Raw genomic sequence first — 12,334 nt, forward strand, 5'->3', positions numbered from 1 at the left:
AGGGGAATGTACTGTCCAGTTAACTACAGTAGCCAGCACAATGAGCGATGTTTGCGTAAAGTTTATGACCCGACACCTAATTTTGGTCATTTGCTCTATTTATGCGCTCAAGGAAAGCAGGAACGTCGATTTCACCAATGACTCGGACATTTTTCAGTTCTTCGCCGCTTTTACTGAAAAATAACAACGCGGGTGGTCCGAACAGCTTGTAGCGGTCAAGCAGGGCACGTTGCTCTGCATTGCTGTCTGTCATGTCGAACCGGATCAGGCTGTAGCCCGTCAGTTTCTCGACGACGCCTGGATCAGGCAGGACTTCATGCTCGATAACCTTGCAACTGATGCACCAGTCGGCATACCAGTCGAGCAGCAAGGGTTTGCCTGCATCTTTTGCTTCGCTCAAGGCCCGGTCCAGTTCGGCAGACGTGGTGATGGTCTGCCATTGGGACGTCACCGGTATTGCCATACCGTTGCTGATGGTGGCTGCCTGTGGGCGCCCCAGTGGACGAGTCGGGTCAGTTTGCCCGCTCAATGCGCCGTACCAGCATGCCAGAGCGTAGACGAACAAAAGCAGGCCGAGAAGTTGCGCGAGTTTTTGGCGTGAAGATTTTGCAGTGAATTCCAGGGCTCCGAGGAACAGCGCGACACCGGCACACAGAATGCCGATCAGCAGCAAGGTGATCTGCCCTGGCAATACGCGGCTCAGCAAGCCTATGGCCAGGCCCAGCAGCAGCACGCCAATGGCGTTTTTCACGGTTACCAGCCATGGGCCACTCTTTGGCAGCCACGCCGCTCCGCCGGTCGCGACCAGCAATAACGGCGCTCCCATGCCCAGCCCCAGGGCGAACAGTTTCAGGCCGCCGCCCAGAGCATCTCCGCTGGCGCTTATATAGAGCAGCGCGCCGGCCAGTGGTGCCGAGACGCAAGGTGATACCAGCAGGCTGGAAACCACGCCGAGCACGGCTGCGCCCCAGAGCGAACCACCTTCGGTCTTGCCTGCGATACGATCCAGTCTGTTGCTGATGGCTTGCGGAAGACGCAGTTCAAAGACGCCGAACATCGCCACGGCAAACAGCACGAAGAACAGCGAAAACGGCACCAGTACCCAGGCCGATTGCAGACGTGCCTGCAGGTTCAGGCCCGCTCCGAACATGCCCATCAAGGCGCCCAGCACGGCGAAGCACACGGCCATCGGCAAAACGTAGGCCAGTGAAAGACTCAGACCGCGCAGACCGCCGACCTGACCCCGCAAGACCACGCCGGAAAGAATCGGCAACATTGGCAGCACGCAGGGCGTGAATGTCAGGCCGATACCCGCGAGAAAAAACAGCGCCAGCTCTTTCCAGCTCCAGGCCTGCTTGCCTGCCGCTGATGCGGTGTCGGCAGGTGGCACGTCACCAATATTCAGTCGCTCGGTTTCCGGCGGGTAACACAAGCCTTTATCGGCGCAGCCCTGATAGCTCACGCTCAGGACAAAAGGCCGCTCTTCACCGGGCTTGCGGGGCAGGTCGATGTCCAGAATGCCGTGATAGACCTCGACGTCGCCAAAGTACTCGTCGTGTTTCTTTTCGCCTTGGGGCAATTGCGCCTCACCCAGGCCGATGTCGGCAGGTTCGGTGCGGAACTGGAAGCGATGGCGATACAGGTAATAGCCGTCGGTGGCGACGAAGCGTAGCTTGATCGATTGCGGGGTCGTTTCGATCAGGCTCAATTTGAATGCCTGGCGTACAGGCAGGAATTCCTTGCTGTTATCCAGTGTGGCGCCGCCCAGTGTCGGTGCAGGGCGACTGTCCAGCAGGCTGGTCCCGAAAGCGGGCAGGGCCAGGATCAACAGCATCAGGCATAACAAACGGCGCATGGCAGGCTCGATTCTCGAAAGTCAGCGCATGATAGCGGAGTGTTTCACGGCATGCAGGGATGAGGTTTGTAAGGATGGATTTCGGGAGGGTCCTTGAGCGACTGAGCTTTCAGGCCTGAATCTCAGGCAATACCACGTGGTAAGGCACCTCGACGACCGCCGAATGCACTTGATTGCGCCCGGCATGCTTGGCGCGATACAGCGCGTTGTCGGCCTGGGATGCAAGAGTCAGGCTGTCATCATGCACGCCGAGTGCGACCACGCCGGCACTGAAGGTGCAGAACAGGTCTGTGGGTTGCGCGGGGTAATGTATTTCCGCAAAGCGATAACGAATTTCTTCGAGCACCTGATGTGCGCTCTGAATGTCGGTGTCCGGCATCACGATGGCGAACTCTTCGCCGCCGTAGCGGCCAATGAAATCGGTTTTACGCAGGCGCTGTTTGAGGAATAACGCCAGGCTCTTGATGACACGGTCGCCCATCGGGTGGCCATGGGTGTCGTTGACCTTCTTGAAGTGGTCGATATCGAGCATGGCAAAGCACAGGGGCTTGTTCTCGCGGCGTGCGCGGAAGCTGCAATCCTCCAGCAACTGGAGGATGTGTGTGTGGTTGTACAGGCCGGTCAGGCTGTCGCGCACCATGCGGGCCTTCAGGCTTCGCGCCCGGGCTGCCCGATTGCGCACGGTGGTGATCAGGTGGCGTGGCTTGATGGGCTTGGTCAGGAAGTCATCGCCACCTTCGCTCATGGCGTCGAGCTGTTTGTCCTGATCATCTTCGGCAGACAGATAAATGATCGGGACGCTGACGTAGCGGTCATTGTGGCGAATGACCTTGGCCAGTTCCGTGCCGGTGCATCCGGGCATGTACATGTCGAGGATGATCAGGTCCGGCTGGAATTCGGCCAGTTCGGACATGGCCTGGATCGGGTCCAGCAATGTCCGGGTCACGATTCCGGCGGCATTGAGCAGGCGTTCGGTGTGAGTGGCCTGGGCGCGGGAGTCATCGATGACCAGCACTTTATAAGGCTCATACTGGGCAACGCAGGTCAGGACCTCGATTTTCTCCAGCAGGCTTGAGGCTTCCAGTGTGCCGGTCAGAAACTCTTCGCCACCGGCGCGCACTGCGGCCAGCCTGGTCGGCGTATCGGTTTCATGATGGCTGAAGAACAGTAGCGGCAGTTTCTGCTCCAGTCCTTCCTGAACCTGGGAGGCGAGCTTCAGGCCTTCGCCCGGGCCGCTGAAATCCACGTCCATGATGATGACCGACGGATGGCGCTCCAGCATCGCGGACTGGAACTGTGCCACGTTGTCCAGTGACAGGGCCGACAGGCCGAAGAACTCCAGCTGTTTGGCCAGCCGTTCGGCCCGCTCGCGGTCCTGCAAGACCACATAGACTGGCTTGCGCAGTGGCGGAAGGGAGGTTTGTTCCAGTTTGTCGCCGTGACGCAGGCCTGTACGTGAGAGGCGTTGCATCAAACGGTTGAGTTCGGTGATCAGGCTGCTATTGAGGCGGCCGCGATTGGCTTCGACCGTTTCCAGTGCCAGGCCGATATCCCGGGCCAGTTGCAGGTGTTCGGCCTGCTCGAAACGCTCGGCGAAACGCAACAGACGCAGGGTCGAATCCTTCAGCTCGGCCATATCGGCGAGCGACCATTCGGATTTCTGCAGGCGTTGCCAAGTCTCAAGAATCTGACGCGCTTGATGAGTGACCCTTTGGGCAAAGTGATGCTTGAGACGATCGCGGCTAGGGTCTTCTGACTCGGTCATATTATGAGTACTGTGGGTTCGCTGAGTAGTACCACTGCTGGCGCTATGCTAGCACCTCCGATTGTATAGAAGAGTGCCGTAAGTCACTTATTCGTCAACAAAAGAGCGTCTGGTTTCTGTCAGAGTCATTTTTGTGCCCAAAGGTTGCGTGATAGTCGTTATTTCTCTGCCATTCGCACCTTGTTCCTGAGTCGGGGTGTTGGTGCGGCAACAAAACCTTGCGCCGTACATGTCAGCAAAAGGCACCTTGCTGTAAGGTTGCGGTCGAAGCCCTGAACCTGTGATTGAAAAGGACCCTTACCATGCTGGATTGGAAGAACCGCGCAGGCAGCGCGGGTGAGCGTACCGCTGATACTGCGTCGGTCAAGAGACGTGGTTACCTGGGCAACCTTTTCTATAGCAGGGCCTTGGGCTCCCTGATTCTGATCTATCTCCTGGTCTCCCTGCTGGTGGGCTGGTACTGGAGCAAGGAACCTGCCCTGTTTCCTGTGCAGCAGAATGCGCAGGCCGCCGCCGAGCGTGAAGGCAAGCCGATGGTCATTGGCTACACCACCGTCGAAACCCTCAAGACAGTTACCCAGACGCTGCTCACCAAGCGTGGCGGTTATCTGTCCAACGACCGCTTTCCGCCAGGCCTGTGGCTGGACAACATGCCAAGCTGGGAATATGGCGTGCTGGTGCAGGTTCGTGACCTGAGCCGTGCGTTGCGCAAGGACTTTGCCCGTTCGCAGTCGCAATCGGCTGAAGACGGGGATCTGGCCCGTGCCGAGCCGTTGTTCAACTTCGACAACCGCAGTTGGGTGTTGCCTTCGAGCGAGTCGCAGTACACCGATGGCATCAATGCCTTGAGCCGCTATCAGGCCCGCTTGTCCGATCCTAACCAGAAGGGCGCGTTGTTCTACGCCCGTGCCGACAACCTGAATAACTGGCTGGGCGATGTCGGCACCCGTCTGGGTTCCCTGTCGCAACGCCTGTCGGCCAGTGTCGGTCGGGTCAAGCTCAACAGCACTCTGAAAACCGAAGCCATTGCCTCGGTCAAGCCGGGCGAAGTGCCGCAGGTCGATGAGGAAATAGTGGAAACCCCATGGTTGCAAATCGACAACGTCTTCTATGAAGCTCGTGGTCAGGCCTGGGCGTTGTCGCATCTGCTGCGTGCCATCGAGGTGGACTTCGCGGACGTACTGGCCAAGAAGAACGCTACCGTCAGCGTGCGTCAGATCATTCGTGAGCTGGAGGCTTCCCAGGAGCCGCTGTGGAGCCCGATGGTTCTGAACGGCAGCGCATTTGGCGTGTTGGCCAACCACTCGCTGGTCATGGCCAACTACATCTCGCGAGCCAACGCGGCAGTTATTGACCTTCGTCAGTTGCTGTCCCAGGGCTGATGGCCGTTTCTTCGCACGAGGCCGCGCACCGCGCCGCCTCGGATGCCGAACTGATCGCCTGGGTCGATGAGCAGGATCAGCTATTGGGCTCGCTCCCCCGTGCCCAATTGCGCGAGCGCGGCCTTATCGGGCGGGGTACCTATATATTGCTGTTCAATTCGGCAGGCGAACTCTGCGTTCACCAAAGAACCCTGAGCAAGGCCATTTACCCAGGTTTCTGGGATGTGGCGGCGGGCGGTATGGTTCAGGCTGGCGAAAGCTATGCCGAGTCCGCAGCCCGCGAGCTTGAGGAAGAACTGGGCGTCGCTGGCGTTGCGTTGCAGGCCCATGAGCAGTTTCTCTTCGATCAGCCGGGCAACCGGATCTGGTGCGCGGTGTTTTCCGCCGTCTGGGACGGGCCTCTGAGCCTGCAACCGGAAGAGGTGTTGCAGGCGCGTTTTATCCCGGTTGCCCAAGTGCTGACGGAAACCGCTGAAAAGCCTTATTGCCCGGACTCTCTGGCGGCGCTGAAACGCTATCTGGAGCAGGTCGCAAATGTTCAGTAAATTGGCGCATTCAGGCTCTTAGCAAGCATGCTTTTTGCCGGTACACTGCGCGACCTTTTCAAGCTGGGCCGGCCGAGCCGTTCCAGTAGCGCTGCCCCTGCCAGAGTGGGGCTTCGCGGTCGAAGGCTCAATACCGAGCCCGGCCCGTCTTCAGTCCTCAACAAGAGGATTTCCCGTGGCTAAAAAAGCCGCATCCTTCGCCGCCTTGGGTGGCCTGGTGTTTTCAACCGACGCAGGGCGCCATTGCCCCGAATGTCGTCAGCCCGTCGATGCCTGCACCTGCAAGCAAACCGTCATCCCTGAAGGAGACGGCATTGCGCGCGTGCGGCGCGAGAGCAAAGGCCGTGGAGGCAAGACCGTGACCACCATCACGGGCGTGCCGCTGGCCGAGGAAGGGCTCAAGGATCTGGCCAAGGCGCTCAAGCAGCGTTGCGGTACAGGCGGAGCCCTCAAGGACGGAGTGATCGAGATTCAGGGCGATCACGTCGAGCTGTTGCTGGCAGAACTGGTCAAGAAAGGCTTCAAGGCCAAAAAGTCTGGCGGCTGAGCGAGAACCAAACCGTCATTTCCACTCTCTACACTGCGCATGCCTGTCATTGGGCCGGCGCTACATGACTTATCTATAGGGGACTTCGATGTCCGTACGACGCACACGCAAAGACGATGGCAGCCAATGGACCGTTGCGGACAGCCGCAGTGTTTACGGGATTCGTCATTGGGGGGCCGGTTATTTTGCGATCAATGAAGCCGGTCGCGTTGAAGTTCGTCCCAAGGGGCCGGGCAGTTCGCCCATCGATCTCTATGAGCAGGTCGACAATCTGCGCAAGAGCGGTCTGTCCCTGCCATTGCTGGTGCGTTTCCCCGATATCCTGCAGGACCGTGTCCGCCAGTTGACCGGCGCTTTCGACAGCAACATTGCACGCCTGGAATACCAGAGCCAGTACACGGCGCTGTACCCGATCAAGGTCAACCAGCAGGAAGCGGTGGTGGAAAACATCATCGCCACCCAGAACGTCTCCATCGGCCTTGAGGCGGGTTCCAAGCCCGAGCTGATGGCGGTGCTGGCGCTGGCCCCCAAGGGCGGGACCATCGTCTGCAACGGTTACAAGGACCGCGAGTTCATCCGCCTGGCACTGATGGGCCAGAAGCTGGGTCACAACGTCTTCATCGTGATCGAGAAAGAATCCGAAGTCGAACTGGTGATCGAAGAAGCCGCAGAACTCAAGGTCGCTCCGCAAGTGGGTCTGCGCGTGCGCCTGTCTTCGCTGGCCTCCAGCAAGTGGGCCGACACCGGTGGCGAAAAATCCAAGTTCGGGCTGTCGGCCGCACAGTTGCTCTCGGTGGTCGAGCGTTTCCGCAAGGCTGGTCTGGACCAGGGCATTCGTCTGCTGCACTTCCACATGGGTTCACAGATCGCCAACCTGGCGGACTACCAGCACGGCTTCAAGGAAGCGATTCGTTACTACGGCGAGCTGCGCAACCTGGGGCTGCCGGTGGATCACATCGATGTGGGCGGCGGTCTGGGTGTGGACTACGACGGCACGCACTCGCGTAATGCCAGCTCGATCAACTACGACATGGACGACTACGCCGGTGTCGTGGTCGGCATGCTCAAGGAGTTCTGCGATGCGCAGGGCTTGCCGCATCCGCACATCTTCTCCGAAAGTGGCCGTTCTCTGACCGCGCACCACGCCATGTTGGTGGTGCAGGTGACTGACGTCGAAAGACACAACGATGACGTCCCGGTGATCGAAGACAAGGAAAGCCTGCCGGAAACCGTGCAGTGGCTGATCGATCTGCTTGGCCCGACCGATATCGAGATGGTGACCGAGACTTACTGGCGCGCCACGCACTACATGAGCGATATCGCGACCCAGTACGCCGATGGCAAGATCAGCCTGGCGCAGAAAGCCTTGGGCGAGCAGTGCTATTTCGCAGTCTGCCGCCGCCTGCATAACTCGCTGAAGGCCCGTCAGCGCTCCCACCGTCAGGTGCTGGACGAACTCAACGACAAGCTGGCCGACAAGTACATCTGCAACTTCTCGGTATTCCAGAGCCTGCCCGATACCTGGGCCATCGGGCAGGTATTGCCGATCATCCCCTTGCATCGTCTGGACGAAGAGCCTGTGCGCCGTGCGGTGCTTCAGGACCTGACCTGTGACTCGGATGGCAAGATCAACCAGTACGTGGACGAGCAGAGCATCGAAACCAGCATGCCGGTGCATGCCCTGAATGAAGGCGAAGACTACCTGCTGGGGATTTTCCTGGTGGGCGCCTATCAGGAGATCCTGGGTGACATGCACAACCTGTTCGGTGATACCGATTCGGTGAACATTTACCAGAACCTGGACGGCAGCGTGTACCACGCCGGTATCGAAACCCACGACACCATCGAGGACATGCTGCGTTACGTACACTTGTCGCCGGAAGAACTGATGACCCATTACCGGGACAAGGTTGCCAGCGCCAGGATCAGCCCGCGTGAGCGTACGCAGTATCTGGATGCGTTGCGCCTTGGCCTGACTCGTTCGTCTTACTTGTCTTCCTGATCTGTTCTTCTCGAATGAGCGGAACGCCGCCCGATTCGCTCCTACCCCACACCTCGTAGGAGCGAATCGGGCGGCGTTCCGCTCATTCGCGATCAATCACTGTGTAGTCCAAAACCGCTTCACGTGTAGGCAACGTCCTGTTCTGCCTTTTGCTCTCTACTCGATCCCGCTTCTCGGCCAGAATCGTTGGCCGCCCCTGTAGAGAACATCCCCATGCCCGATCCCGCCAGCGCGCCGCTTTTTCGTCTGGAGATCGCCCGTCTGCGTCATTGTTTTACCGTCCTTTCGTTACAAGGCATGGAAGCAATCAGTCAGCCTTTTGCCTTTGAGCTTGAGGTCGTCAACGAAGGGCTTGAGGTGAATCTGGCAAGTCTGATGTACAAGCCGGTGTTCCTCTGCTTTCAAGGCAGTGATCACGGTTTTCATGGGCAGATTCACGGCGCGAGTCGCAGTCATTTCCGTCCCGGGCCTGCCTGCTACCGGCTGAAAGTCGGTCCGCGGCTGGCCTGTCTCGGGCAACGTTACAATCAGCGTATCTTTCAACACATGACCGCTCCGCAGATCATCGCCAGGGTCCTGGAGGAACATGGACTGCGCAAAGGCAGCTATCGCTTCGAGCTGAAAACCCAGTGCCGGGAGCGCGAGTATTGTGCGCAGTATCAGGAGTCCGACCTGCAACTGGTGCAGCGCCTGTGTGCCGAAGAGGGTATCCACTATCACTTTGTTCATTCCCGTCGGCGCCATGAGGTGGTGTTCGGCGATAGCCTGCGGGGCTTTCGTCCAACGCCTGCGGCGCCCTGGCGACAATTGCCGAAACCGTCTGGCGTTACCCGCTTTGCTGTCAGCATCAAGGGCCAGGATTTGCCGGGCTCCCGCGCCAGGCAACGAGCCGAGGGCGAAAGCAGCCTGCCATTTGTGATGTCGGGGTATTTATTGCCGCTGACGGGCCACCCCGAGGTTGAGTGGAATCACATGTGGCTGCTAAGCCGGGTTGAGCATCGTTACCAGGAGTCTGTACCGGAGGATGGAAGCGCAGAGCGGTATACCAATCGGTTCCATGCCGTTCCCTGGGAAGTCGGCTTCAGCGTGCCTGAGCCGCAACCCCGCTCGAAAGTGCCGCAACTGCAACGGGCCTGGGTCATCGGCCCGGCAGGGATGGAGGTCGGGCTTGATTCGGTTGGTCGTCTCAAGGTGCAACTTGAGTGGGGGCTACAGGGGCGGGGAGCGCGCTACAACGATTGCTGGCTGCCCGTGATGCCTGGCCTTGAACTGGTATTTACCGGCGGGATGGAGGTACTGGTGAGTTTGCTCGATGACGATATGGACCGGCCGATGATCATCGCCTGCCTGCACTCTCGCGCCTGTGAGCCGGTTTTCACGCAGTCCGCAGATGTATTGCCTGCCGACAGTGTTCAGGCGCAGCTGGATTGGCAGATGATCATGGGGAATAAGCGACGCTTTCGTCTGGAGAACGGGCCGACGGTGTCTTTTGAAGAAGGCAGCGAGCTGTCGTTGAGCATTGGTTCCAGTCGGGTCCGGCTTGATTCAAGTGGCCTGACCCTGACCAGTCCGCGTATTACCTTTGCCGGCAAGATGGCCGAGAGCGATCAGTAGGTAAACCAGCCGTCCTTGCGGTTAAGGCGCCAGGCAATGCTTCCAAGGCTTAAGCCGCGCAGCAGGGTAAATGCCAGGAAGGTCAGCCAGAGCCCGTGATTGCCCTGATCGACTGCAATAAAGGCGACGGGAGCGATGAGTATCACGCTGATCAGCATTGCATTGCGCATCTCCCGGGCGCGGGTTGCGCCGATGAACAGACCGTCCAGCAAGTAGCTCCAGACCGCTAGCAAAGGCATTGCAGCCAGATAAGGCAGGTAGATGAGGGCGGTTTCACGCACTTCGGGGATGTTGGTCTGCATCTGCACGAACAGATGCCCGCCCGTCAGGAACAGCAGGGCAAAAGCTGAACTGGCAATCAGCGACCAGCCACCGGCCACCACCAGCGAGCGGCGTAATGCCGTCCGGTCGCGTGCTCCAATGGCATGGCCGCACAGGGCCTCTACGGCATGTGCCAGCCCGTCCAGCGCATGGGAGGTCAGCAACAGGCCGTTGAGCAGCAGGGCGTTGGCGGCGACGGTTGCATCGCCCAGTCGGGCGCCTTGAGCGGTGATCAGGAACATGATCGATTGCAGTGCCAGGGTGCGAATGAAAATGTCGCGGTTGACCGCCAGCAGTGGTCGCCAGTTGCTCCAGAGCTTCAGGGCGGCCCAGACAATCTTGCCAGACCAGGCCTGCAAGGCTTTTCGAGCCATGACCAGGCCTAGTAATGCGCCGGTCCACTCGGCGAGCACCGATGCCCGTGCCGAACCGACTACACCCCAGTCCAGGCCCAGAACGAACCACAGGTTGAGAATGATGTTCACCGTATTGGTGATCAGCAGAATCGCCAACGGCGCCCTGGCGTTCTGGGTGCCGAGAAACCAGCCCACCAGCGCGTAGCTGGCCAGTGCTGCAGGCAGGCCGAAAAGTCGGGCGTGGAAGAAGTCGAGTGTCATCTGTTGCAGGTCGGCCGAAGGTTGCATGATCGACAGAGCCAGATGACTGAATGGCAAGGCAATCAGCCCGAGCAGGAAGGCCAGCCCCATGGCCAGGAGCAGGCCTTGCAGCAGAATCTGACGCAAGGCCGCGCCGTCACCACGTCCCGCAGCCTGAGCTGCAAAACCGGTGGTGCCCATGCGCAGAAAACCCATGGCCCATGCCAGAAAGGTGTAGAGCGTGGCGCCCACAGCGACTGCACCCAATTGATGGGCGTGGGGCAAGTGGCCAATCACGGCGGTGTCGACCAGTGCTACCAGCGGTACTGAAATATTCGACAGGATCATCGGCAGCGCCAGGCCCCAGACTCGATGATGAGTGGGGCGATGACGCCAATCGCTGGACAACTTGGACATGAGGACTCCCGGCAAGGCGGGCATTGTAGCCCTAATACCGGTCAGTCAGAACGTGCGATGCAGGAGCGCAATCAGTGGATGATCCAGCTCAGTAGCCACAACCCCAGCGCCAGCCAGATGATGCCCATGATGATGGAGGCGCGCATGAAGGCGCGGATGGCGGAGTAAAGAAGCATCAGGCCGATGACCAGCGCAACGATGCTGATCAGTGAAGCGTCCATACCCAGAGTGCGGGACAAGCCGTCAACGAAATTGCCGCCGGCATGGGTAAAACCGTTGAACAGCCAGGCCAGGGTATCCACGATGAAGCGAATCACTGACCCGATTGCCTGCCCCAGCCATTCAAAAAAGCTTTCTACCTTCATATGTGCATCCTGATCACGGTTATAGGTCTGCTCGCTTTGGCTATCGGGCAGTATGGCTAGTTCCGTGGATCATGAAGTTCGTGTCATTGCACCTGAAAGATTTTCGGCTCGGGAAACAGGTTGTTCAGGGTTTCCAGCAAGCGGACGTGATAGATCGGCTTGCGGAACAGGTCCAGCACCTGCAGGCGCAGCAGGTCGCTGACATCTTCCATGTCGGCATGGCCTGAGGTGACAATCACAGGCAGATGCTGGCGCGAAGTATGTTCACGCAGTCGTTTTATCAACTGAATGCCGCTTTCCTCCGGCATACGCAAATCGGTAATGACCAGAGCGATATCCGGATGGCGAGTCAGCTGTTGCAAGGCAATCTTGACCGAGGACGCAGTGAAGCAGCAGAACCCCTCGCCTTCGAGTAGTTCTGCCAACTCTTCATTGGCGTCCTCTTCGTCATCAACCAGAAGCAGCTGTTGGCGTGTGGGGTGGACGGCCATATTGATACCTATAAAAAACGTTGGTAACGGCCTCGGATCTTACAACACTTTGTCCTCGTTCAATCAAGCCGTCAGACTGCCGTACCGCCCAATGCAACCAGCACCTGGTTGAAAATGATTCTGACCTGAGCACTGATGGCCGGAACGAAGGCAACGATGGCGACCGCCACCATGGCAGCGAGCAGTACATATTCGATAGCCGATGCGGCTTCCCGGTTTTTGAGGAATGCCTGAATTTGCGTATAAGCGCGTATGTATAAATTGGTAAGGAACATCACAATTCTCCTTGCACCATTCATGGCGCGGGTAATACCAGCCGTTTTCATACATCCCCTTGCAGTTACAGCATTGCCCTCAACTCGCGAACCCACAACCGTAATAAAGCATTAATCACAAAGTTATAGCGGGCCCTGTGGTTCGCAATTCAGGTATTC

General features: G+C 58.7%; 11 protein-coding genes. 5 read left to right on the plus strand and 6 right to left on the minus strand.

What is annotated here, in order from left to right:
* Positions 1-76 precede the first annotated feature (76 nt).
* The gene (locus tag JL015_RS24790; protein WP_201020351.1) at positions 77-1,855 is read right to left on the minus strand and encodes a protein-disulfide reductase DsbD; all 1,779 of its coding nucleotides are present in this window, start codon (positions 1,853-1,855) and stop codon (positions 77-79) included.
* A gap of 109 nt (positions 1,856-1,964) precedes the next feature.
* Positions 1,965-3,620 carry a response regulator gene (locus JL015_RS24795; protein WP_201020352.1) on the minus strand — a complete coding sequence of 552 codons (1,656 nt, stop codon included), beginning with the start codon at positions 3,618-3,620 and terminating at the stop codon, positions 1,965-1,967.
* A 302-nt stretch (positions 3,621-3,922) separates the two neighbouring features.
* Between JL015_RS24795 and JL015_RS24800 the strand changes: the two genes are divergently transcribed.
* The 5 genes from JL015_RS24800 to JL015_RS24820 all read left to right on the plus strand — a co-directional run bounded on the left by JL015_RS24800 (position 3,923) and on the right by JL015_RS24820 (position 9,710).
* Positions 3,923-5,002 (plus strand): DUF2333 family protein, encoded by a 1,080-nt coding sequence (locus tag JL015_RS24800; protein WP_201005006.1) that lies wholly within the window; start codon positions 3,923-3,925, stop codon positions 5,000-5,002.
* The gene (locus tag JL015_RS24805; RefSeq protein WP_201020353.1) at positions 5,002-5,547 is read left to right on the plus strand and encodes an NUDIX hydrolase; all 546 of its coding nucleotides are present in this window, start codon (positions 5,002-5,004) and stop codon (positions 5,545-5,547) included. The genes JL015_RS24800 and JL015_RS24805 overlap by 1 nt, the downstream gene beginning before the upstream one ends.
* 175 nt (positions 5,548-5,722) lie before the next feature.
* Complete coding sequence (locus JL015_RS24810) at positions 5,723-6,094, plus strand: translation initiation factor Sui1 (RefSeq protein WP_201005002.1); 372 nt, start codon at positions 5,723-5,725, stop codon at positions 6,092-6,094.
* 88 nt (positions 6,095-6,182) lie between these two features.
* The gene (speA, locus tag JL015_RS24815; protein WP_201020354.1) at positions 6,183-8,096 is read left to right on the plus strand and encodes an arginine decarboxylase; all 1,914 of its coding nucleotides are present in this window, start codon (positions 6,183-6,185) and stop codon (positions 8,094-8,096) included.
* Between the two features lie 213 nt (positions 8,097-8,309).
* A complete protein-coding gene (locus tag JL015_RS24820) occupies positions 8,310-9,710 on the plus strand; it encodes a contractile injection system protein, VgrG/Pvc8 family (protein ID WP_201020355.1) in 1,401 nt (466 codons plus the stop codon).
* On the opposite strand, the gene JL015_RS24825 is transcribed toward JL015_RS24820, so the two are convergent.
* From JL015_RS24825 to JL015_RS24840, 4 genes are all read right to left on the minus strand, one after another.
* Complete coding sequence (locus tag JL015_RS24825) at positions 9,704-11,044, minus strand: MATE family efflux transporter (RefSeq protein WP_201020356.1); 1,341 nt, start codon at positions 11,042-11,044, stop codon at positions 9,704-9,706. The two genes, JL015_RS24820 and JL015_RS24825, sit on opposite strands and share 7 nt — an antisense overlap.
* 71 nt (positions 11,045-11,115) lie before the next feature.
* Positions 11,116-11,409 (minus strand): hypothetical protein, encoded by a 294-nt coding sequence (locus JL015_RS24830; RefSeq protein WP_201004996.1) that lies wholly within the window; start codon positions 11,407-11,409, stop codon positions 11,116-11,118.
* Between the two features lie 83 nt (positions 11,410-11,492).
* Complete coding sequence (locus JL015_RS24835; protein ID WP_201004994.1) at positions 11,493-11,900, minus strand: response regulator; 408 nt, start codon at positions 11,898-11,900, stop codon at positions 11,493-11,495.
* A gap of 71 nt (positions 11,901-11,971) precedes the next feature.
* On the minus strand, positions 11,972-12,175 hold the full coding sequence (locus JL015_RS24840; RefSeq protein WP_201004992.1) for a Flp family type IVb pilin: 204 nt from the start codon (positions 12,173-12,175) through the stop codon (positions 11,972-11,974).
* Positions 12,176-12,334 lie beyond the last annotated feature (159 nt).

The organism is Pseudomonas cichorii (assembly GCF_015471405.1).
GTDB lineage: Bacteria > Pseudomonadota > Gammaproteobacteria > Pseudomonadales > Pseudomonadaceae > Aquipseudomonas > Aquipseudomonas serbiensis.